This is a genomic window from Dawidia soli (assembly GCF_018598185.1).
Classification (GTDB): domain Bacteria; phylum Bacteroidota; class Bacteroidia; order Cytophagales; family Cyclobacteriaceae; genus Ohtaekwangia; species Ohtaekwangia soli.
On sequence record NZ_JAHESC010000029.1, the window covers coordinates 76,106 to 100,902 of the forward strand.

Genomic DNA, 24,797 nt, shown 5'->3' on the forward strand with positions numbered 1-24,797 from the left:
GGGGCATACCTAAAAACACCGGAATATTACATCCGTCATGTTACAGACTGCCTGGTAGCGGGGCGCCTCCTGTATAATAATACCTTTACACCCGTAAAGCCCAAGCAAAAAAAATGAAAAATCTATCGTATCTCGTCGCCGCCATCGTTCTGGCGTCGGCACCGGTTTTCGCGCAGGAAAAGGAATATCACGACATCGACGTAAAGAAGGATGTTATCCTGAGAGACAAAAATCCCTATGCGAAGTTTGCCGGCAAAGTCGGAATGTCTAAAACCGATTGCGCCGTACTTTCGCTCAACGGCGACACCCTGATCTCGATCAAGGGATGGGACTACAACACCGAGAATCCGCAGTTTTCGCTGATGCACGGCTACAAGATCGTATTCAAGCCGTCGGGCAAATCGATGATCAAGCTGTTGCCCAACGTCTCGCTGGTCTCCAAGAACCACGTCGTCGACTTCGTGTTGCAGAACCGCAGCTTCAGCTCCTTTAAGCGCGACAATGAGTTCAGGAAAGACCTGATCGCGGGCAATGCCCTGGATGAAGCCGTCGTGGACGAATATATCAGCTTGTACAACGGTGAGACGGAGATCAAAAACGCCGACGAATACCAGGCCCGGGAGAAAGAAATGATCCTGAAGTATTATCCGGTGAAACGCGACCTCAACATGCCGGTAAGCTATAAATACGAGGGTGGTGTTACAAACGTATACCAGGACGGCACCCTGCTGATCTCTATCAAAAAGGAACAGAAGGCCAACTCCATGAGTGAAGAGTGGGTATATACCTTCTACAAAGAACTGACGGAGCCTTTCCACGCAGGCGACAAAAAGATCTACAACATCACCGTAGCCACCGCGACCATGAACAGCTTTCCGAAGCTGTACGTAAATGCAAAGGGAAAAGCACAAAGCGTAAAGGCGCCGTCGCTGGGCAGCGCGGAGCGCGCGCTGGTAGAGATTCTGGTCGCCAACAAAGATCTGTAGGCTGACAATGCACCCTGGCAAGGGCTGCTTCGATACGTCGGGGCGGCCTTTTTTTATGCCCTGAAGGCGGAGCGATCGCTATTCTTAGCGCTGCTCGGTTTCGAGCAGGTCGCCGTCCTGGTAATATTCGATGGCGATCAGTTGCCCGGCATCGTTATATAGTTTCAGGGAACCGGTGCCATTCCTGAGCGTACCCTTCTTCTTTTCTTTGCCTTGCGGGTCGAAGCAGGATAACGCCGTCCACGGCTTGTCGTCCTGGATCATCACCTCGCCGGCGATCTGGCCGTTGCGATGGTAGCGTATGCGCCGGCCGTTGGAGCGGCCGTTGACAAAGGTTTCGGTCATCATGCGGTTGCCGTCTTCGTAGAAGTAGTGGGAGGGGCCGTCGAGCACTCCGACCTTATAGGTCTGTTCCAGGATCAGGATACCCCCCTCGTTATACGAGCGATAAATGCCGTGCGGGTTATGGTCGATGAGCAGGCCGCGCGATGCCACGGTGCCGTTCCGGTGGTAATAGATCGTCTCCACCTGCCGGCCCCTTTCATATACCCGGTCGAAGCGGCCGGTGGCCATCGTGTCGTATCGATAGTGGAAGAGGCCCTGCTCGCGGCCGTTGGCCAACTGGCCCGTCACCAGGGTGTCGCCCCATTCGTTGAACTCAAATACCGGCCCCTGCGCGATGCCGTTCTCCAGGTATCGTTTGCCGGATATATACCGGCGTGGTGTGAAATGGCCCAGGGTGGTGTCGGGTGGTATATAACTATAGATAAGCTGCCAGCCGTTTTGTTTATCGTTCCTGTATGTGACTTCGCCGGTCAGCGACCACCCAAACGGAGGACTTACGCGATAGGATTCATACGTATACCAAATGCCTTCGCGCTTACCTTGCTGGTACGCACCGGCTTCTTTGGTCAGCAACACACTGCCTGGATCCTGGGTGTTCCATTTGACCAGGGAATCGTAGTGCAGCGGCGCAGCAGGACAGGTGGCGCACGGTTGACCGTGGTAGTGATTCCACTGTCCGGTCTTCTGCTGAGCTTGGGTGGCGCCACTGTCGGCCAGCAACGTCATGATGTCGGGGTGAAGCGTGCCGTACGCTTGCGCGAGCAGTGTCTGGGCGAGGGAGTCCCGCACATCGACGGCGGCACGGCCGGCGGCGGATGCGGGAGCCGGGGTCCGCTCGCCCTGGCTCAGTGCCGGGGAGGCAAGAAGCAGAAGGGCAAAGGCAACAGCAAATACACGATCGTATAACATAGTTTCGGGTCTTTAATTACAGGGTGGCGCCAAAGCTACAAAAGTTGATGTTTTCTTTTTGTTTGATATTCAGCTATTTGGATGGATCCGTCAACAGATTTTTATTCTGTTTTGCCTGGGGAATCTATTTACCGTAATATTACGTTATAACAGCAGTATGGGCATCACAAAATCAGAACTATTCGAAAAACGCCAGAATCGCATGGCCCTGCTGGCCAAGGCATTTGACCATCCGGCCCGGGTAGCGATCATGGAGTACCTGCTAAACAACCAGACCTGCATTTGCAACGACCTGGTAACGGAGCTGCCGTTGTCGCAGTCGACCATCAACCAGCATCTAAAGGAGCTGAAGCAGATCGGCATCATCAAGGGCGAGATAGAAGGGCCCAAGGTGAACTACTGCATCGACGTAGCAGTGTGGGAGGAAGCACGCGACATGTTTATGAATATGTTCTCCAAGCCGGTAGCGGCCAATCTATGTGACTAATTTTTTTTTGTAGATAACCTAACGAAATATTACAATAATACAGTATGGAAACGATTAAGACGCTGATCATTGGCTCAGGCCCAGCCGGATATACGGCAGCCATCTATGCCGCCCGTGCCAACCTGAAGCCGGTAATGTATCAGGGCATGGAGCCTGGCGGTCAGCTGATGACGACAAACGATGTGGAGAACTTCCCGGGATACCCCCAGGGCGTTATGGGCCCGCACATGATGGAAGACCTGAAGAAGCAGGCTGAGCGGTTTGGTACGGACATCCGCATGGGTATGGCCACCAGCGTAGACTTCTCGGGCTACCCGTTTAAAGTGACCATTGACGAGCAAACGGAGCTGCTGGCCGAGAGTGTGATCATTTCCACCGGCGCATCGGCCAAATGGCTCGGTATACCTTCGGAGAAACGCCTTAACGGCGGCGGTGTATCAGCCTGCGCCGTCTGCGACGGATTCTTTTACCGCGGCCGCGAGGTAGCCATCGTGGGTGCCGGCGACACTGCCTGTGAGGAAGCGCTCTATCTTTCCAAGCTGGCCACGAACGTGCACATGATCGTACGTAAAGACCATATGCGTGCGTCCAAGATCATGCAGGACCGTGTGCTGAAGACGCCGAACATTCATGTATACTGGAATTCTGAAACCGACGAGGTCCTGGGTGATGCCGTAGTGACGGGCGTGCGTATTAAAAACAGTGTCACCGGCGAGGTGAAGGAAGTACCCATCGAAGGTTTCTTTGTGGCTATCGGTCACAAACCGAACTCCGACGTTTTCAAGGACTATATCACGCTCGACGAGCAGGGATATATCGTGACCACTCCCGGCACGACCAAGACGAATGTTGAAGGTGTGTTTGCCTGTGGTGACGTACAGGATAAAAATTACCGTCAGGCCATTACCGCCGCCGGCACCGGCTGTATGGCGGCTCTGGAAGCAGAACGCTTCCTGGCAGCGAAAGAAGTTGAAGTCGTTTCGTAATACACACGAACTACGATAACGAAATACGGCCGTGCTTCGTGGGAATAAAACCACGGAGCACGGTTTTTTTATGACCGCAACGTAAACGTGCATATTCGAAAGTATACCCCCGCTGCCTTTGTTTATGAAAGGGCCATGTATGAGCATCATGGTCAATGTAATATTTTGATGGGGCCAAGACACGCCGCAGGAATAAAAACCCGATAAATCCGGTGTGTATACTTTTGGGTTAATCTGCTTAAAAACGATCCATTTTATAGATAGTTTACGATAGTATACTTTTTTTGAACGGTCGGCCTACACTAAAAATACGCACGTAATAAACGTCCTGGTTTTTTTGAGATCACCGCATTCGAGTGCACCATCTTTACATAGGTTAGCACCTAGACTTCATGAAACCCTACCGTGTAGTTGTCGTCATTTGTTTGATCCTGTTGTATGTGCCCCTGGCCGGGCAGGATCTGGCTTCGATTGGAAAAGAGAGTCCCTTTCGTGTTAGCGGTGGCGTTTCGCTCAGCCAGATCGCATATGCAGTGCGCGGCATCGAATCACGGCGTGATCCTTATTCGTACTATGCGTCGGGTAGCATCAATTTTTCCTTATATGGGTGGAGCTGTCCGTTGAGCTTTTCGCTCTCCAACCAGGGCGTTTCTTATCAACAGCCTTTCAATCAATATAGTCTTCATCCTACCTATAAGGCGTTTACCGGTCATGCCGGTTATATCTCCATGTCATATTCGCCCTACACCGTGAGTGGCCACACATTTCTGGGCGGAGCGGTGGACGTGGCGCCAGCCGATAGCAAGTGGAAGTTTAGCGGTTTATACGGCCGTTTTCTGAAGGCTGTCGAGCCCGACACGGCTGAGTATGGCGGAACCGCTGCGTATGAACGCATGGGCTACGGGGCGAAGGTGAGCTATGGAAGCGGAAACGATTTTGTAGATATCATTCTTTTTCACGCTGAAGACGACGTCAACTCGATCCGGGCGATCCCCGACAGCATCGGTCTTTTGCCTGAAGAGAACCTGGTCATGAGCATTGGCGCGGGGAAAAGCCTGGGTAAAAACTTTGTGTTGCGGGGTGAACTGGCCTCCAGCGCGCTGTCACGCGATACGCGGTCGGTCGAGTCCAACCAATCGCATCCCCTGGCCAATACGGGGTTTCTCTATACGTCCCGCATTTCGTCATCGTACTATCAAGCCTTCAAAGCATCGCTCAACTATCAACAAGAGGGATATGTTTTGGGCGTAGGTTACGAGCGTGTCGCGCCGGGGTACCGCACGCTGGGCGCATACTACTTCAACAACGATCTGGAAAACATCACAGCCAACGGTGCCGTAGCCTTGCTGAAGGGCAAGATGAACGTCGGGATCAACGCCGGCGTACAGCGCGACAACCTTGACAAAGCTAAGATCAGTACCATGCGCCGTGTCGTGACCGCGGTAAACGTTGCCTATGCGCCCTCGTCACGTGTGAACCTGGGGGTGATGTACTCCAACTTTCAGACCTATACCAACATCCGGTCGCAGTTCGTCGACATCAACCAGGCGACGCCGTACGACAACCTCGACACCCTGAACTTCACCCAGATCTCGCAGAGTGCGACGGCCACAGCCATGTTTATGCTGGGGCATAACGAGCAGAAACGGCAGACGTTGAATTTTAATCTCACCTATCAGAACGCCGCCGACAAACAGGAGACCCAGCAGCAGAATGCCGGCACCTCGTTCTACAACGGTAACGTGGCCTATGCAGTGAACTTTGTGCCGCAGAACATGATGGTCTCGGGATCGTTCAATGCCACCGTGAGTGAAAGTCCCGGGTCTACTTCGCGTACGTTCGGCCCGACCGTGTCGGTAGGCCGTTCGTTTTTTGAAAAGAAACTTCGTACCACACTGTCTTCGTCGTACAACAACACGTACGCGAACGGCCGTCGTACGAATACTATTATCAACGGCAGGCTGAATGGCAGCATGACCGTGCAGAAAAAACATGCCATCAACCTCGGATTAGTGGTGGTGAACCGCAGCAGCAACGTAGAAGGGGCCGCGCAGGCCTTTACCGAATTTACCGGTACGCTGGGGTATAGTTATAGTTTTGGTATGTAAAGCTACGGGCACCCGGCAGTCGTGTCGTCGAAAAGATGTTGGGAGGGTGCTTCCGTTGTAGCGCAAGGAGTAGAGCGTTATTAATTGTTATATCGTGAGAAGGATCGTTATTTTAATCCTGGTCATTGCTGCAAGCCTGTTCCGGGCGCAGGCACAGACTTATCCCGTGCAGGCGACCACGCAGCTGATGCCACCGTACTCGCTGTATCTGGCAGACTACGTCAGTGCCGGCAGCGAGCGAATCGCCCTGAACCTATACCTGGCCGACATTGCGCGGCCTACGCTCGACGTGCGATTCCGGCTACGCATCGTGGGTCAGGGCGTTACCCTCGAAACCAAAGCCGAATATATACCGGCACCGGTATCCGTGCAGGGCGGCGTGCCCTTACGCCTGATCAGCACCGACCTGGCCGAATATTTCAACCCGAACAACCTCAACTTCCAGGGCATGAGCCGGCAGGAATACAACCGCGCCGGAAAACTGCCGGAAGGGGTATACCAGTTCTGTTTCGAAGTGCTGGAATATAACCGCGGCGTAAAGATCTCCAACACTGCTTGCGCCATGGCCTGGCTGGTCCTCAACGATCCTCCGATCATCAACCTGCCGTCCAACGGCGCCAAGCTCAAGGCGCAAGACCCGCAAAACGTACTGTTGCAATGGACACCGCGCCATACGGGTTCGCCGAACTCCGCCTTTAATACTGAATACGATGTGCGCATGGTCGAGATCTGGCCTGCCACGCGCAACCCCAACGATGCCATTCTTTCGTCGCCGCCGATCTTTGAGACGACCACGACCAACACAACCGTCATATACGGCCCCGCCGAGACGCCGCTCGAACCGGGACGGCGTTATGCTTTTCGTGTACGCGCCCGCAGCATCGTCGGTCTCGACGAGATCGACCTGTTTAAGAACCGCGGCTACAGCGAAGTGTTCACCTTCACCTATGGCGATCCCTGCGACCTGCCCACGGGCATTACGGCGGCATCGATCAGTCCGACGCGCTTCAGCCTCAGCTGGCAGACGATGTTCAGCCACACCGCCTACCGCGTGCGATATCGCGAGGTAGGTACCACCAACTGGTATGAAAACAACGTAACGCTCAACTCGTCGGAGATCACCGGTCTGAAACCCGGCACGCAATACGAATACCAGGTGGCGGCGAATTGTGGTTTCTATAGCGGCCAGTACTCCGAGGTTGCGCGTGTCACGACTGCCGAGACGCCCGAGGCGGAATATGCCTGCGGCGTGCCGCTGGAGACGTTCAAGCTCGACCCGGCCGCACTGGCCGGCTCCCTGAAAGTGGGCGACATCATCCAGGCGGGTGACTTCGACGTCAAGCTGACCAGGGTCAGCGGTGGCAACGGTGTGTTTACAGGTGAAGGTATCATCGAGGTGCCTTATTTTAATAAGGCGAAGGTCAACACAACATTCAGCAGCATCACTGTCAATAAAGAGCTGCGCATGGTCAACGGTCATCTCAATGTGACCGGCGCGGCCGTGGATGTTATACCAGAGAGGGTGACGGATTTTATTGAAGATCTGAACGAGACGCTAGATGTGATCGATTCTGCTTTGAATACGATTGAAGAAAACTTACCGGAGTCATTTGATCCAAACTCGTTTGTAGCCGACACGTTGATCGATGTCAAAGACGGAATCCATTCGGTTTATAAAGACGACGATGGCTCCATCGTTATTGTCGATAAAAACGGAAATACACAGACGTTGCCGCCAGGCACTGCCGCTGCAATTAAAGACGATAATGGTAAGGGCTTCCTGGTTGATAAAAAAGGAAATATTCATCCGACAACATCCGATGTCGCGGCGAAGGCAGGCAATCGCACCTACAATCTGGTGTTGACGTTCGCCGATCATGCCAACGCACGGTATGGCTTTGATAAGAAACAATATGAGCTGCTGGCTAAACAGTATGAAACCCTGAAGTCCGGCTATAACGTATCGTGGAAAGCGGTGGCCTCGGGTGCAGCGGATGTGGTGAATGCGACCCTGGATGCATCAGGCATTGACGCCAGCAAGATCAAATTTGAGAAGGGTGGAATGGCTGTTGCCGCAGCGCCAATGACAACGGGTAGCCCGGCGGCCATTACGGTGCAAGGTGGCCAGGCAGGAGACGAAGAAGGCCTTCTGGCAGTATACGCGGCCGGTGATTCGACCGGGAAAGAGCAGGTGTTGGGGAAGTTGAATGTGGTGACATACGACGAAATTCAACGACACTTGGTCGTTGTTGCGGTGAACAACGTCAAATATCCAGCCGATAACGTTACGTACTTGCAGCAGCGCCTTAACAAGATCTACGGCCAGGGTGTTGTACATTGGACCGTTACGTTGGACAATCAGGGTGTTACGGGGGTGGAGTTCGGCAACCCGTTCGATGTGGGCGAGACCGGATTGATGAGCAACTATACCGACGACATGAAAGCGGTTATCCGGGCGTATAAAGACCAGATGGATGATGATAAATATTATCTGTTCCTGGTAAGCAATCCCAGCACCGCGACAACGTTTGGCTATATGCCCCGAAGCAAACAAGCCGGCTTTATCTTTATGGATAAACACGGTGGCAGCGAAGACCTCCTGGCCTATACAATGGCTCACGAGCTTGGACACGGTGCTTTTAACCTGGATCACACCTTCAAAGAATACTCCGCACTGTCCAAGGGCTCGACCGACAACCTGATGGACTATACTGACGGCGCCGGTACCCGACTCTACAAATATCAGTGGGACCGCATGCGTTTTCCCGACATCGTGGTCGGGATGTTCGAAGAAGATGCAGACGCAGGTCTGGGCGTCCGGGGCAAATATGCATTGGAGGATGAGTTTTTGAACGACGATCAGGCAACCTTTACATTCCTCACACCCGCAGGTACCTATATTACACTACCCAAGCGCATTAAAAAAGTCGGGTTTCAGCATGGATTTTCAACGATCGAAGAAGCCAAAGACAGCCGCATACTGGTAGGTTCACTGCTCGGCTTTGAACTGGACGGCGTTGCGTACAATGCACTTAATGGTGGAGGCGGGCGTTTTTACCTCGGCGAAGGTGGCAGCGACAGTAAGATCTATGATGATCCTACGCTGAAGGATCACGTGCCAAATTATGTCATTGCTGCGATCAACCGGGGGGATGGTCTTAATATCACCAAGTATGCGATCAATACTCCATTGACGCCGTATACACCGTCGCAGGAGCTCAAGGTACGGGATCAGGATTTCGATGCATCGATCTTTGTCGAAGCCAACGAGCGCTTTAAGCGCAGTATTGGTGATGAAGAGGAGGAAGGTCCGGACGGTGAGGAGCTACCGGAAAATCAATATAGTGTCACGTCGGGGGAAAACGATCTGACGGAAGATCATGCAGACAAGCCTACTATTTTGCTGGTCAACAAGATTGCGCAAATTCGGAATCTTTACCCTATGTATTTCAGCAGTTTCACCAAGAAATGGGAAAACTGGAACGAACTTTCTGAGGAGGGTCAGAGCGGCGGTGGAGGCTATAATCCGACGACGGGCACAGGTCTCGATATGAGCTCGTTTACTTATGGTCCTTGGGATATTAAAGTAGGAGGGGACGGGGAATTGTTCCGCAAGTGGGATGCCGGTACACCACAGGAGAAGCTCGAATTCTATCGTGTCATGTTGCAGGAACTTTGCGACCATGTAGCGGGCGAAGTGTCGATTCGAAAAGATTTCTGGCGGATGTTGAACATTAATACGAGTTGGGTGTCACTGGTCAATGCGCTGGGATATTTGAACGAGGAAGATTTTAAAGCCCTGACAATCGACCAGCGTATCATCGCGATACAGATTCTGGCGGATAACGCGATCTACAGCCAATACGAGGATTACACACTAAAACTATTTTCATCAGCACCTACCGACGAGGATAAAAATGCGCTGCTGGACGCGCTGGTGTCGATTAAGACTCCTACGAGCAAAAAGTTCCTGCTTCCCGCCTTGTGCAGGGATGGTGGTGGCGGTCTTGACAACCCTCAGTTTTCCGAGTTTGCCGCGTTGATAGTAGGATGGGTGCAGGAAAAGCGCGCGAAGCCGGACATCGGCGATCTTATGACTTTGCTGACAAATCCGAATCCTCCGCAGTTTCGTCAAATCCCATTCTCGGGTAACTTCTTTGATGGTAACGACGAGTCGTTCGATGAAAACGGAAATATCAATCTGAGCACGAAGATCTGGCAGGAGGGATGTATGTCGATCTCCAGTGAGATGACCGGCCAGGAGTATGACAAGGACAAGTGTTATCGTTTCTATTCGTTAAACTCGGTGCCTCCCTTTGAGTATGTGTCGATTAAGTTTATGAAGCCGTTCACACTGGGTGATGTTACGTATAAAACAGGAAGCAGCCTGTATGTACCGGCGATCTTCGCCTATATGTTGTTCAACAACGAGAACCTGGAGCGTATTGTGAAGTCGGTGAAGTTTACCTTGGACGCGGTGATTATTGCAAGCTCGGCTGGTTCCATGACCGCCGCGGTGATAGCTTGGGAAGGCGGCGTTGAACTGTCAACTGCGTGGATGTTTGCCAAGGCGACAGCCGACATGGGCATTGCCGTCGCAGACATTACGGCAATCGTCAAACAGGGTGATCTGGAGCAAACCAAGGAAGGCCGTCAGCTTTTGCATGACTGGAACGAGTTCACGCATTTGTATTGGAACATTCGGTTAGGTGGAGATATGGCAGCGAATGCTAACGCGAAGTTGCAGGATTTTGCTGCCCTGCTTCGAAAGGCGATGGCCAACAACCGAACGCTGGGCGGTGTACAACTCACCGAAGAGATGATCGCCAATTTGAGGAATATGTGTAAACCCCTGATCGGGAAAGAAGGTATTACACTGACGGAGGAGATGCTTAACGGCGTGTCGGGCGGTTCCAGTCCGCTGCGCAACGGCTTTAACGATTTCAAAAACCAGTTCAATACATCTTGGAAGGATATAAGCCGCGGGGGAGGCGGTGGTGGTGGCATGGGCATGGGCCGTTATGAATTCCCTAACGGCATTGGTAGCTATGGCCAGCGCGGTGTTACAATTGCCAATATCCCACGCGGTACGGGGGGTGGAGGTGGAGCTGTCGCGGCAAGCACGGAAACCGCTACCGCTGTGCTGGTAGAGACCAGTGTTCAGACAGCAGCGGGAACACAAGCGGCCACCAAGCCCATGCTGGAAATGGTGTCTGGTAGTGCCCTGAAGGATGCTCTGGCGTTGCGAGGTTTTAAGACACAGATGGCTGAATCGGGCATAGGTGTCGTGACAGTACCTACCGTGACTGAGCAGGTAGAGGTTGGCCTCATGGAGGGGTCGATGTTCGTGAACCAGCAGGGGAAGCTATACTTAATGAAACCGGCCGAGCGGTTGAATGAAGCGGGCAACTGCGCACTCTTCTACGAATTCGGCGGCGTGGTTCAAATGGTCGCTGCCGAAGGCTTGGCGCTGGCCGCGGCGGAGGAAGTGGCGACACAACTCCAGATGCAGCCCCGGCCACAACCGGGAACACAACCGCAGCCTTCTCCGGAAGAAGATCCAAACCGTGCGTGTACAATATGTACGCAGCGGGCCAACGACGTTTGTGTGTTGCTGGAAGATATCTGGATCCAGAAGACGTCCCGTTCGGCGGTAGCACGTACGGGCATCGGAAGGATTTGTCTTTCCATACTGACGGATGCTGATATTCGCACAATCGGGTTGAAGCTGCTGGGCGAATCCAACGCTGAGACAACTGCATTCCTGGAAGACCTCACCCGCGACTTGAGCAATCGGACAGACGCATTGGGCAATAATCTGGGAAGCATCGACGAGGCTTTGATCAATGCATACCTGGCCGAGTACAACGCGTTCAGCGGCGTCGATACCCGACTTAGAAGGGATATCAATACACTGTTTACAATTCGCGATATCATGACGGAACAGGCGCAGACTGCCCGCCTCAACAGGATGTACGCCATCATGGCTGTCGGTGAATCGAACGCACGGCTAAACAATGCTAAGAACGGGAATTTCGAGACTCGGCTGAACGTGTTCCTGGATACGTATCGGGATGTGGCGTGCGGTCTGGCCGGCAATATTGCTACCAACGAATTGGGTACCCTGGAGTACGTATGGGATAATATTCAATACTTTATACAAACCTATGATGGTAAGCCGGGTGTGGACAGGACCCTAGGTGGGCGTGCCGTGATGAATAGCAATTTCGTAGCCCGCAAAGGGGCGCACCATATGTTGCGTCACCTACGGGAGCAACGGATCACGGCAGCGCAGATTAACACAATAGACGGTGTCTTTGAAATAAATTTGGATGACATCTGCGGTGGGCAGGGTTGTGAGTATGATGTTAAGTTTACTAATGGCAACTACTGGGAATACAAATCGTATAACAGCGCCCTGGTGAATCGTATTGCCACAGCGGGCCGAGGGTCGAAATTCTTCAATCAGTTTCTCTCTTATCTGGGGCAGAACACTGTTAATAGCTTCGATGACATGCAATATGTCTTCGAGCTTACGAGCGGCGTCAACGAGTCGGACGTTCGGCGAAAATTTAAGGATATGTTTATTCTCAATGAAGATGATATTTTTAATGCCATAGACGCGAAGGTTGATTTCCGTACAGACTTGTTTCCGAACAATGTCAGTGCCGAGCAGGTAGTCGTACGGCGTCGGCTTTTTGCAGCGATGATACGGGATGAGGAAACAGAACTATTCGATTTCGTCGTAGTACAATAAATTTGCAACATGCGTGAGGTTATAAAGACATATGAGAACGTGACGGACTTCGATGTAAAGTCCGGAAATGCGCTGATACACTATGAGAACGAAGAAGTGTGGATAAACGACCGTCTCGTGACGACAGGTTTGCGAGGGGTGGCATACTCGCTGTGTGCCGACCGTGTCTTTTATGCTGTACAGGAGACGCGCACGACCATGTATGAGATAGAAAGCCAGGCCGTGAAAACATTCGACCACTTATACGAAGATGGATCATTTATAAATGGTTTGGCTGTTTTCAGAGAAGGCGAGCAATATGAAGAGGTTTCGATTGCAAGCGGTGCCGTAAATCCCCTCGCACTGCGAAGGGGAGCAGGAGGTAGCTTTTTCACCTCTGACTACATCGTACACGGATCGTATGAACAGAACAAACGAGAACGTATTCTTTGCTATGATAGGGCCGCACGGAGTTATATATGGGAATACGATGTAAAAGCGCTACGATATTCGCATGAACTTAAAGCGAATAAAGAATACGACGGTGAAATAAAGACCATCCTTGGTTTTTTTCGTGACATCGTGATCGTTGCGGTGAAGGGGGAGAAGCTACTGGCCCTTGATGCGAAGACCGGAGAACTGCGCTGGCGAATTGACTTTGTAGAAGGTGCCACACCCGAATTTATGCGATCCCCAAGGTTGCCGTCGGCCGGTGCGTTCCGGATAGATCACGAGACGGGCAAGCTTATTTCCTTCTATCAGAATATGTATATCCGAATCGATATTGAGTCTGGTAAAGCGGAAGTTTTGCTTAACGTTTTTGACGAATTTCAAAACAACGGCTTACTGCTTATGCATAATGATTGGTATCAGGAAGGCAATCTGATCTATTATTTCGTTTCTGGTTTTGATCTGGCGCCGCCGCAGGTTATCGCCTATGACCTTGCGCAGGAGAAAATTGACTGGACACATGTATTCGAAGCCCGAAGCACAAACCCGATTTTTCCTAAATACTTCCTCAAAACGATGCGATATGACAGCGGTCGTTTTTTCGTGTTGGACTCAAATAATGTTTTAACCGTGTTAAAAAACTAGCATGACAATAAAAGTGCCTCGTATGACCAGGGTGTTTTTTGTTTTAACACTCATGCTGACCTGCTGGAGCGTGGACGCACAATCCTTGCGGAAAGCGATGGATGGCTATTTTGATATGGTTCGTTCCGGCAAGTCCACCCGTATTCCGTCGGACATACTTCAGGCAAAAAAGACAGAAGAAGTACTGGCGCTACTGCCTGCCTACGCCGCCGATACGATGCCGGTCGTTCGAGCACAGGCATATGGAGTGGCAAAAGCTGTGGGACTAGAAGCCGCGAGCACTTCCTTGCGGCAAAAGGCCGTACGGCTTTTAGTGGCAGGATGCCGCGATGCGCATAAAGGAAATGTCGGCATGGCCATTCGTGCGTTGACGGAGTTCGACCGTTCGTCTTATTCAGACGATGCCAAGGACTCGCTGGTGAGCCTCTTTCACCGGAAACCAGCGCATATCGACAAGTATATGTTGTTGCTGGGCTATCTGGAGCTCACCACGGTGCGGAATGACCTGAGGGAAATTGCACAACAGAAAGACTATGCGCGCAAGGACCGGTGGGCGGCGCTGCTCGCCCTCGCCCGGATGGGGGATTCGTTTGCAACGAACGACATACTACGACGCGTTCAGAAATTGCCCGTGACCGACGACGTGGTCTACGAGATATTTCCCGATCTGATCTATACACGACAACAAGCTGTATTGAACGTATTGCTGGATGCTTTAAAAAGCGATGCACGGAATTGCGCTTCAGCAGATGCCGAGCAGGATACCCGCATCCCCTGTGGCTATCGCATTATGGAACAGCTAGCGCCCGCGATACAGGATTACCCGTTGAAGCTGGACGCCAGTGGAGACATTCAAACAACGGACTACGGGGTAGCACTGCAGACGGCGCGCGACTGGTTCGCCAAACACCCGGATTACAAGATTTTGAAAGACCGGTATTGACCGGTACGTTTTAGATGAATCGTTAAGAGCATGAAGCGACTTTACAGTTACTGTTTACTGATCCTGAGCCCCTCGTTGGTCTTCGGAACGGCGCATACCCCAGGCGATAGCACGCGCTATGCCGGAAAGGATTCTGTCTTTATGTTCTCGCCGCAGCCGATCGAGATGGCACTGCTGGGCGAGGCGTCGGACATACTCTATGAATACGACGGCGTGGCCTCTGCCACGGGTACAATGTCGAACGACAGCCTGCAGCGCCAGATCGACCTGGCGCGCACCGTTATACAAAAGGTACGCGACCTGGGCAACTGGATCACCAACATCGACCAGGCCACAAAAGTCGAGCTGCCCGTGGGCATCTCGCGCAAGATCGGCGGTGTGTCGTACGACATCGCCATCCATGCTGTCCGCCTGAAACCGGCCTATGCCGAGATCGACGTCTTTATGCAGGTGGATGTTCCGCAAGGGCAGACGCTCACGTTCATGGCCCGGAGTATCAAGTTCACCAAGAAGGGGGGCATCGTCGGCGATGCCAAACTGGAACTGCTGGGCGACTACGGTATAAACTTCAACGGCGACAAGGTCCAGCTCATCCTGAAGGCGGGCACCTTCGCCGTAATGGACTGCGACGGCTTCCGCGAGCTGTCGCTGGACGCGCAGGTTAAATTCTCTCGCGACCTGCTTCGCCCCGAGAACCCCGACGGCAGCGTCGGTGCGGGCAATGTTACCGCCGACTTCAAAACACAACTGACCGACTGGAACGACCTCGTCGTACAGCTTAGTCTGCCGGCGTTCCAGGTAACGGGTCTGAACGGCGTCAGCTTCGCTGTGCGCGACGCAGTATTCGACTTCAGCGACCTGCGCAATGCCCCGGCCGTGGTATTTCCCGAAGGATACCAGACGGCGGCCTTCGCCGACGGTAACCAGAATCTGTGGCGAGGCTTTTACCTGCGCCAGCTGACTGTCAGCCTGCCGCCCGAATTCAAGACCAAGGGCAGCACCGGGCGGACCAGCTTCGCGGCCGAGAACGTACTCATCGATAACCTGGGTGTGACGGGTAAATTCAGCGGACAGAACCTGATCTCCCTGCAGCAGGGGTCCATGAACGGTTGGGCCTTCTCGATGGAGACCCTGTTCGTCGAGCTCGAGGCCAACCAGTTGGTGGAAGCCGGTTTCAGCGGCGACATCGTTGTACCGGTCGGCAGCAGCACTTCGCCCTTCGAATACAACGCCGTGATCAACACCGGCGGCAACTACCTCTTCAACGTATCGCCGACCCAGGACATGACGTTCCCGCTGTGGGGCGCTGGCAAGGTCGAGATCTACGAAGCATCGTACCTCGACATCCAGATCCAGGATGGCAGGTTCCTGCCCAGGGCCGTACTGCACGGACGCATGAACATCAGCCCGACGCCCGACGGTGGCGGACAGGCGGTATCGCTGGCCGACATCACGTTCGAAGACCTGCAGCTGCAGTCGGTCAAGCCATACCTCAAGATCGGTAACTTCTCCTTCGGTTCGGAGGCGCTGCAGCAGAAAATGGCCGGGTTCCCGGTCAGCATCCAGGACATCGGTCTGCGCTCGCTGAACGACACGCAGGTCGGTCTCGACTTTACGCTGAAGCTCAACCTGGTAGGCGAGGGCAGCGGTGCATTCGCCGCCGATGCCGGACTCACGGTGGTGGGTGAGCTGCGTGCAGACGAAGGGTGGCAAAGCTGGAAATATAAAACGATCAATGTACGCGAGATCGGGGTCGACATCGACGGCGGCGCCTTCAAGATCAAGGGGCGGCTGATCTTCTATAAACACGATGCCATGTACGGCGACGGCTTCAACGGCACCGTACAGGCCGAGTTCACACCGGGCATCAAAGTGACGGGCACGGCCATCTTCGGTAACGTCAATGAAATGCGCTACTGGTATGCCGACGCCATGATCAAATTCCCGACGGGTATTCCCATCTTCACCGGGGTCGGCATCTTCGGCTTCGGTGGTGGTGCTTACTACGGCATGAAGATGGACAACGAGGGCGTCGGCAGCGAGCTGGGCCGCACGGCCTCGGGCGTGACGTATGTTCCCGACACCAAAGCGGGGCTCGGCCTGAAAGCCGTCGTCTCCATTGCCTCGCATCCGAAGCCGGAAGCGTTTAACGGCGACATGACGTTCGAGATCGCCTTCTTTAAAGGCGGCGGCGTGCGGTATATCTCCTTTGGAGGCAACGGCTACCTCGTAACGCCAGGTCTGGATCTCGACATGGGCAAAATGGCGAAAGCGACCAACAAACTGGCCGGTCAGGTCAAGAAACTGGAAGGACAGATGGCCGGCGCCACCAAGGGGCTGCTGAGCAGCGGTGGCGACGAAAACTCCTTCAACGAATTGTATGGCGAGATCGGCGAGAAGGCCGGCAGCAAGGGATCGATCTCGGCGCGGGTGATGATCAGCTACGACTTCGAGAACTCTGTGCTGCACGGCAACTTCGAAGTATTCATCAACGTAGCCGGCGGTCTGATCCAGGGTATCGGCGCGGGCGGACGTGCCGGATGGGCCGTGCTGCACTTTGCGCCGAAAGAGTGGTATGTATATGCCGGTACACCCGACGACCGGGTGGGCGTCGCACTGGGGGTCGGCTCGATCCGCGCCCAGGCCACCAGTTACTTCATGGTCGGTACGCGCATCCTCGACAGCCCGCCGCCGCCTCCGGAGGTAGCCCGCATCCTCGGCGGTGGTAACTACGATTATATGAGCGACCTGAACTCGCTGGCCGACGGCGGCGGTTTCGCTTTCGGCGCTTCGCTCAGCATCAGTACCGGCGACCTGCAGTTCCTGATGTTCTACGCCAAGTTCGCCGCGGGCCTGGGCTTTGATATCATGCTGAAAGACTATGGCGACACCCGTTGTAAAGGAAGCGACAAGCGGATCGGTATCAACGGCTGGTATGCCAACGGGCAGTCCTATGCGTACTTTGAAGGCGAGATCGGGATCCGCGTGAAAGTCTTCGGTAAAAAACGAAGCGTCAGCATCCTCGAGATCGGCGCCGCCGTTCTGCTGCAGGCGCAGCTGCCGAACCCGATCTGGGTACAGGGCACCGTGGGCGGATACTTCCGCGTGCTCGGCGGCCTCGTGAAAGGAAATTGTAAGTTCCAGGTAACGCTGGGCAACAAGTGCGAGATCGAACGCTCGTCCAACGCGATCCTCGACGACATCAAGGTCATTGCCGAGCTGACGCCGGCCAACGGCGAGACCAATGTGAATGTGTTCAATACACCGCAGGTGATCTTCAATATGCCCGTGGACCAGCCGTTCGAGCTGATGGACGAGGGAGAAATTAAACGTACGTTCCGCGTGAAGCTCGACCACGTGAAACTGACCGGTGCCAAGACCGGCGCCGTGGCCGGCATACTGGAATGGAACGAAGCGCACGACGTGCTGGCCTTCAACTCGTACGAAGTACTGCCTCCCAAGAACGAGGTGAAGATGTCGGTACAGGTGAGCTTCGAGGAGCTCAAGAATGGTAACTGGGCGGCGGTCGTGACCGACGGTGTCCGCGTGACCGAAAAAATGGAGCAGGCCTTCGCGACCGGCGAGGCGCCCGACTATATCCCGCACGACAACATTGTGTATAGCTACCCGGTGATCGGGCAGGTGAACTACTACAAAGACGAAACCCGCGAAGGGTACATCACCCTGCGCAAAGGACAAACCTACCTGTTCGAGCCCGGTCCTGAATGGAAACAAAAGGGGCGGTTCAGCGCGGCGAATGGTAAAGTATCATATTTCGACTTCGCATATTCATCGGGTTCCAAAACGGTGAGCTACTCGACGCCGTCGGACCTCGTAGCCGGCCAGCTCTATACCTTCGAGCTCGTCAACCTGCCGGCCCAACAGGCCCTGGCGGTAGACCGCAACGTATCACAAGTGAACAACAAGGTAGAAGGCGACGCGGCGGTCGACATGGAAGTAACGACCAAGAAAGCCGAGGGTACTATCGAAAGTTTACAGGAGAAGGCTGTCTTCACCGCATATTTCCGCTCGAGCCTTTACAACACCTTCCTGCAGAAGATGAGCGCGCTGACCTATTCGAAGGGATACTCGTGGATGATCGCCAACGGCATTCACGAGCTGAAAGTACAGCTCTCGGGCAACGAGCTGTTCGACCGCTTCGAATCCGGGCCTTCGGCCGAGTTCGACGCACTCGTCGAGTGGGAGGCCACCGGCAGCGAGCCCTGGTTCCAGAACAAAGTGAAGCCGCTGGTATACGATGGCTACCCGATCCTCGGACAACTACGCCTCACGCGCCGCGCCATCGAACCGCTGGGACTGCCGCCGTTCAAGGGAGTACACATGGACCGCCAGTACGATTACACGGTGCCGCAGGAAGACGCCAGCACCATGGCCAACCCGACCTTCAGCGACATACCGGTGTTGGTATACGACCTGCCAGAGCACATGAGCATTGACTACCTCGACCTGATGGTGCAGGCGGCTAACTCGTCGCTGTCGACGTCCGATCCCCGCATCAACTACCTGCTGAGCGTGCCGTTCCCGGTGTTGTTGTTTGACCACTACAGCGTCAAGGTGCGGTATGTGCTGCCGGGTACGAAGAAGGTTACGTCCGAGAAACAGATTACGATAGACTATAAATACTGATGAGCCGAATAAAGAGATATGGGTTGATGTTGCTGGTACTGGCCGGGGCGTGGACACGCGCTGTCGCGCAGGATGAGCCGGCTAAACCTGCCATTTTTGTTACGGCTATGGCCGCCGGTGATTCCATCGTACTGCGGTGGGCGCCGTCCAAAGGAACAGCCTGGCAGATGCTTAACAAGTATGGCTACAAGATCGAACGTTTTACGATCCTGAAAGACTCGACCGTACTGTCGACAAAACCGTCTGTCGTCGTGGCCCCGCTCGTGAAGCCAGCCGCACAGGCGGCGTGGGAACGGGTGATGGACCAGGACGACTATGTGGCCATCGTGGCACAGGCAATCTTCGGCGATGACTTCGAGCTCGATAAAAAGACCACGGACGTGATGTCGATGTACCTCAAGTCTACCGAGACCGAATCGCGGTTCTCCTTCGCCGTCTTCGCCGCCGACATGTCACCGCGCGCGGCGCAACTGTCGGGTCTCCGGTTTGTCGACCGTACGATCCGCAAGGATGAAAAATATCTGTATAAAATATACTCGCTGGTACCCGAGAAAGTGATGTCCATCGCGACGGGCATGGCCTACATCGGCAGCCGCGACTACGCGCCGCTTCCGAAACCCGCCGCGCCCGTGGTAACGATGAAGGCCAACCAGGCGCTCGTATCGTGGGACGGCTATTCCCAGCAGCGGCTCTTTACGGCCTATCACCTGGAGAAGTCGGTGAACAACGCACCGTTTAAGCGCGTAAACCGCCGCCCCATGATCAACACAACGTCGCTCGCCAAGCCGCACCTCATTTGGTTGGACACAGTACCCGAAGGGTCTTCGTATCGCTACCGGCTCATCGGTATCACGGCGTTCGGCCAGGAGAGCCCGCTCTCGGAAGTCGTCGACGGCCGCGCGAAGAAGAAACTGGCGGCGCAGGTAGCCATCCACCGTGCCAATGTCATCGACCAGATGTCCGTCGCGCTGCAGTGGAAAGTCGACACGAAGACCCCGGACGAGATCCGCGGCTTTGTTATCGAGCGGAGTCAGAGCGCCAACGGCACGTATAGCCCTGTAGGCGAGGTGTCGGGCAGCGCAGTACGCACCTATACCGATAAGCAACCCATGGCCACGAACTACTACCGCGTAGGCGCCAAAGGCGACGACGAGACGGTGTTTTCGTTCCCGTACCTGGTGCAGCTGGAAGACAGTATTCCGCCGGGGGCGCCGTCGGGGCTCACCGCCGTGGCCGATACGGCAGGGCTGGTGGCTGTGGCGTGGTCGGCCAACCGCGAGCCGGACCTCCTGGGCTATCGTATTTTCCGCTCGAACTTTCGCAACTCCGAATTTTCGCAGATCACGATCAGCCCGCTTTCGGGGCAACAATACCAGGATACCATTAACCTGAAGACCCTGAGCCGCTCGGTATTCTACAAGATCGCGGCCGTGGACCGCCGTTTCAATACTTCCGAGTTTTCGGAAGTGATCGAAGTAAAGCGGCCCGATGTTCTGCCACCCATGCCGCCGGTGATCTCCGGGGTAAAGTCGGTGAAGGAGGGCGTGGAGATCCAGTGGAAACGAAGCCCCAGCGAGGATGTCGCCTTGTATAAACTGTATCGGCGTCACAGCTTCTCCTCCGGCTGGAACGTGGTCCGCACGTTGCAGAAGAACGACACCACGGTGTACGTCGACCCGGTAGGCGCGCAACATCAATACGAGTATTATATGATCGCCATCGACGAAGGCGGGTTGCAGTCGGCGGCCACAAAGAAGTTCCTGGGCCGCGCGCTTCCCGTACGGGTTCGTCCCGCGATCGAACAGATTGAAATACTGCCCGACCGTACGGCCAAACGCGTAAAACTGACGTGGCAATACAACGAGGCGTCGGTGGCCAAGTACCAGGTATACCGGGCCTTGCCGGACGCGCCGCTGGCGTTGTACAAGACGGTCAGGGAGCCGGGCGTTTATGACGACCAGGTAACGAACAACACCCGCTATATATACCGGGTGAAGGCCATCTTCCGGGACGGCAGCGAGTCGGAATTCAGCAAGGAAATGCAGGTAGATTATTAACACAGCGATGCTCGCCAGACTGTATAAACATTTCGTAAACAGCCGTTCCTTCGCCCGCAGCGTATGGCCGGCGCTCCTGTTGTGCATGGCCACGCCGGCAATGGCACAGCTGAGCGTACGGAATGTTTGTCCCGGTGTGACCTACACCTACAATCTGGATCTCGGTCAGGAATACGACGGTTGTACGCGGACAACACGTTCGGCTACCGTGACGGGACAGCAAAGCAGTCAGCGAAATGGCGGGAGCCTCGAGATCGTCTGGGCGATGAACGACGTACCGAAAACTATCGTTCTGACGATCACCCAGGTTGGTGAACGCGATGCGCGGGGAACTTGCATCAGAACCACCCGTGAAAACGATATCACGTATAACTTTACCCTGAAGGTACCGATCGTATACCCCGACAAGCCCGTCAACGTGACGTATGGTTCGAATAACCTCTGCGTTGGATCGGTCGCCAGGATCAGTGTAGAGCCGGTGTCCGCGCCGGCGCCGATAGAATATTATTGGGAGTACCAGGTGAATGGTAGCGGCTTCATCGGCTTCACGACCTCAACCGCCAGCGAGATCGACTTTCCCGTGCCGTCGGTGCCCTACGACAAAAGCGAGATCCAGTTCCGGGTCAGAACGCAATATGTTGCCTGCACCAACATTCAGTCGGACTGGTTTTACACCGGTACGCTATTTGCCAATGCCGCGCCGCCGGACCTCACGCTCGGCGTGATCGATCCGCAGATCTGTAAGGACGCGGCGCTCGTACGGATCAACATCGCCGGTGGCGGTGCTTCCACGCGTTATATGCTGAATTATGCTAACGGGACGACGACCAATAACGGCGACGGCAGTCAGGCACTGGTGGGTGCGGGCGCGCACGATGTATACATTCCGTTCGACCGGACGAGGGGGACGGTGCCGTTTACGTTTTCCTATGACCTTGCCTACATCGTTAAAGACGAAAACAATCTCGATGCACCAGCCGCGTGCGCGGATCGCGGTACCTTTCAGGTGACCGACGCATCGTATACGCTGAGCCTGACGGCGATACCGACGGCCGAGCGTTGCCACAACACCGGCGACGGCCGTGTAGACCTGACGTCGGCAAACGGTACGGCTCCCTTTCGGTACACCTGGACCAGCAACAAAGATACCGTGACACGCCGGACCGAAGACCTTACGGGCATACCGGGCGACGCGACATACGCTGTTACCGTCACCGATAAACACGGCTGTCGGGGAACGGCCTCGGCCTCCGTGACCAAACCGGTTCCGGTGGTTGTCACCAAAGCCTTTATGGCATCCGACCACTTCGAATTCGGCGTGAGCTGTCATATTAGCAATACCGGTGGTATAAAGAACGACGGCATTATCACCGTCGAGGCATCCGGTGGAACGGGCGCTTTGCAGTATGAGCTTAGCGGTCTGGCACATACCGTCGCGTACCAGGATTCGGCGAAGATCCGCAACTTGTACGCCGACCGGTATACCGTCCGGGTACACGATTCCCGGAATTGCGGTGCCACCTACACATCTCCGGTAGACGTCACGTCACCGGAACCCATCACCTTTGGAAGCATCGCAAAGACGGACCTGTTGTGCGCTGGAATAGCCGGTGGTAAAGTGACGATTGTCGACGCCGACGGCGGGATCGACGACCTGCTGTACGCCGTCACGGGACGGGCCTTTCAGGCCTCGCCGTTGTTCGAGAACCTCTCCGCGCGGTCGTATACCGTCACGATACGCGACACGGCCGGCTGCACCAAAGAGACGAGCGTAACGCTCGGTCAGCCCGATCCGCTGGTGATCGGCGCCATCGGCAGCACGGTTCAAAGCTGTGCAGAGAAGACAGACGGTGTGATCACCTTGAAACCCGCCACCGGCGGCACGGGGCCGCGTATGTATTCACTCGACAATGTGCGTTATCTGGAAGAAGATGATCCGGTTATTTTCTCGGGTCTTGCGTCCGGACCCTATACCATCCATGTACGCGATTCGAATCACTGTCTGGTAACCAAACCCTATGTGCTGGGCAGGCGCGCCGTGATCACCGGCGACTTCTCCGAGCCGCAGCTCATCAGCTGCCAGGGAAAAGCCGACGGCGTTCTGCGCGTGACGGCAGGCGGGGGCGTGGCTCCGTACCAATACACCTGGTCGACCGGCGCCACTACGCGCGACATCAGTGGCGTGCCGGCGGGTAGCTATTCTGTAACGATCCGCGACAGCCTGACCTGCGAACAGAGCTTTACACACGAATTCAAAGAGCCGGCACGGCTGATCGCGAACGCCGCAGTCACCGACTATCACGGCTATGGCGTGCGGTGCGCAGGCAGTGCCGACGGTGCGATCGACCTGACTGTCGGCGGCGGCACGGCACCGTACCGGTATGCATGGACCGACGGTCAGACGCAGCAGCAGGCGAGTAACCTGGCGCCAGCGGCATACGGCGTTACCGTCACCGACGCACACGGCTGCGAGGCCACGCTGGCCGGTCTGACGATAACCCGGCCCGAGGTATTGGTGCCGGTATTGGGAACATTAAAGAACATTGCTTGCCATGCCGGCTCCGACGGAGCCATTGCCGTATCCGGAACCGGCGGCGTCGGTGGTTATGATTATTCGCTCGACGGCATAGCCTGGCAGGAAGAAGGCCTGTTTACCGGTCTGACGGCAACCGCCTATTCGATACGGGTCCAGGACGCGAACGGCTGCGAAGCATCGGTCGGAACAACCCTCACGGAGCCTGCAAAATTATTGCTGGACCTGGTCTCGAAGACCGAGACTACCTGCGGCCAGGCCAACGGCGGTGCCGAAGTACTGGCATCGGGCGGTGTCGGAAGCTATGCGTATACCTGGTACGATGGATCGGCGCAAGCTGTCGCGCAGACGGCGGCAGCGGGATCGCTTCGCAGTGGCGACTACCAGGTCAGCGTGCGCGATGGCAACGCCTGTGAAACCCAGCTGACGGTGATCATGAATGACTCCGACGGTCCCCGGATCGAGACAACAGAGCTTACCGCCCTGACTTGCTACGAAAGCAACGACGGGGTGATCCGGATCAACGTCACGCAGGGCGCCGCGCCCTATACCATTGCCTGGGATATCGCCGGGCAGACGGATGTGTCGGTCACCCAGGTAGCGGGCGGCGAGCACTGGGTAGAAGTTTACGATGCCAAGGGATGTCGCGCGAAGGAAGTCTTTAACGTGCCGTTCCCGGCGCCGCTGGAGATCGATTATATCCTGACGGAACCTTCCTGCCGCGGTTTAGCCGATGGCAGGCTGGAGGTTAGCGCTACGGGCGGAAATGCCGGCGGATACCAGTACACCTGGGACACCGGCGCGGTAGGCGTTCTATTGGATGCTATCGGCGCGGGAACCTATGTCGTCACCGTTGTCGACCCCCGTTCCTGCACCGGGCAGGAGGCAATCGTCGTCGCGGACCCTGTTCCGTTTACCGTCGATGCGGGCGGCGATCGCACGATCTGCGTCGGGCAAACAGTAAC

At 55.1% G+C, this 24,797-nt stretch carries 11 protein-coding genes; 10 read left to right on the forward strand and 1 reads right to left on the reverse strand.

Annotated elements, in window-relative coordinates; translation table 11 throughout:
* Positions 1-113 precede the first annotated feature (113 nt).
* Positions 114-986 carry a hypothetical protein gene (locus KK078_RS19170; protein WP_254091925.1) on the forward strand — a complete coding sequence of 291 codons (873 nt, stop codon included), beginning with the start codon at positions 114-116 and terminating at the stop codon, positions 984-986.
* An 84-nt stretch (positions 987-1,070) separates the two neighbouring features.
* Here KK078_RS19170 and KK078_RS19175 read toward each other — a convergent pair whose 3' ends face one another.
* Positions 1,071-2,240, reverse strand: coding sequence for a toxin-antitoxin system YwqK family antitoxin (locus tag KK078_RS19175; protein WP_254091926.1), 1,170 nt, complete (start codon positions 2,238-2,240; stop codon positions 1,071-1,073).
* Between the two features lie 157 nt (positions 2,241-2,397).
* Between KK078_RS19175 and KK078_RS19180 the strand changes: the two genes are divergently transcribed.
* The 9 genes from KK078_RS19180 to KK078_RS19220 form a co-directional block, all read left to right on the forward strand.
* The gene (locus tag KK078_RS19180) at positions 2,398-2,727 is read left to right on the forward strand and encodes an ArsR/SmtB family transcription factor (RefSeq protein WP_254091927.1); all 330 of its coding nucleotides are present in this window, start codon (positions 2,398-2,400) and stop codon (positions 2,725-2,727) included.
* 44 nt (positions 2,728-2,771) lie between these two features.
* The gene (gene trxB / locus KK078_RS19185; protein ID WP_254091928.1) at positions 2,772-3,713 is read left to right on the forward strand and encodes a thioredoxin-disulfide reductase; all 942 of its coding nucleotides are present in this window, start codon (positions 2,772-2,774) and stop codon (positions 3,711-3,713) included.
* 392 nt (positions 3,714-4,105) lie between these two features.
* Positions 4,106-5,821, forward strand: coding sequence for a hypothetical protein (locus KK078_RS19190; protein ID WP_254091929.1), 1,716 nt, complete (start codon positions 4,106-4,108; stop codon positions 5,819-5,821).
* A gap of 94 nt (positions 5,822-5,915) precedes the next feature.
* Positions 5,916-12,578 carry a fibronectin type III domain-containing protein gene (locus KK078_RS19195; protein WP_254091930.1) on the forward strand — a complete coding sequence of 2,221 codons (6,663 nt, stop codon included), beginning with the start codon at positions 5,916-5,918 and terminating at the stop codon, positions 12,576-12,578.
* Positions 12,579-12,587: 9 nt separating this feature from the next.
* Entirely contained in the window at positions 12,588-13,652 is a 1,065-nt protein-coding gene (locus KK078_RS19200; protein ID WP_254091931.1) for an outer membrane protein assembly factor BamB family protein, read from the forward strand.
* A 22-nt stretch (positions 13,653-13,674) separates the two neighbouring features.
* Complete coding sequence (locus KK078_RS19205; protein ID WP_254091932.1) at positions 13,675-14,595, forward strand: hypothetical protein; 921 nt, start codon at positions 13,675-13,677, stop codon at positions 14,593-14,595.
* 30 nt (positions 14,596-14,625) lie between these two features.
* On the forward strand, positions 14,626-19,242 hold the full coding sequence (locus KK078_RS19210) for a hypothetical protein (RefSeq protein WP_254091933.1): 4,617 nt from the start codon (positions 14,626-14,628) through the stop codon (positions 19,240-19,242).
* Positions 19,242-21,299, forward strand: coding sequence for a fibronectin type III domain-containing protein (locus tag KK078_RS19215; RefSeq protein WP_254091934.1), 2,058 nt, complete (start codon positions 19,242-19,244; stop codon positions 21,297-21,299). Before KK078_RS19210 ends, KK078_RS19215 begins: the two co-directional genes overlap by 1 nt.
* A gap of 7 nt (positions 21,300-21,306) precedes the next feature.
* Positions 21,307-24,797, forward strand: a 3,491-nt coding sequence (locus tag KK078_RS19220) for a SprB repeat-containing protein (RefSeq protein ID WP_254091935.1), incomplete at its 3' end; no start/stop codon positions are given.

Excerpts from the sequence above, each read along its gene's own strand:
- KK078_RS19170 (WP_254091925.1), top strand. The coding sequence starts at position 114 with ATGAAAAATCTATCGTATCTCGTCGCCGCCATCGTTCTGGCGTCGGCA.
- KK078_RS19175 (WP_254091926.1), bottom strand. The coding sequence starts at position 2,240 with ATGTTATACGATCGTGTATTTGCTGTTGCCTTTGCCCTTCTGCTTCTT.
- KK078_RS19180 (WP_254091927.1), top strand. The coding sequence starts at position 2,398 with ATGGGCATCACAAAATCAGAACTATTCGAAAAACGCCAGAATCGCATG.
- trxB (WP_254091928.1), top strand. The coding sequence starts at position 2,772 with ATGGAAACGATTAAGACGCTGATCATTGGCTCAGGCCCAGCCGGATAT.
- KK078_RS19190 (WP_254091929.1), top strand. The coding sequence starts at position 4,106 with ATGAAACCCTACCGTGTAGTTGTCGTCATTTGTTTGATCCTGTTGTAT.
- KK078_RS19200 (WP_254091931.1), top strand. The coding sequence starts at position 12,588 with ATGCGTGAGGTTATAAAGACATATGAGAACGTGACGGACTTCGATGTA.
- KK078_RS19205 (WP_254091932.1), top strand. The coding sequence starts at position 13,675 with ATGACCAGGGTGTTTTTTGTTTTAACACTCATGCTGACCTGCTGGAGC.
- KK078_RS19210 (WP_254091933.1), top strand. The coding sequence starts at position 14,626 with ATGAAGCGACTTTACAGTTACTGTTTACTGATCCTGAGCCCCTCGTTG.
- KK078_RS19215 (WP_254091934.1), top strand. The coding sequence starts at position 19,242 with ATGAGCCGAATAAAGAGATATGGGTTGATGTTGCTGGTACTGGCCGGG.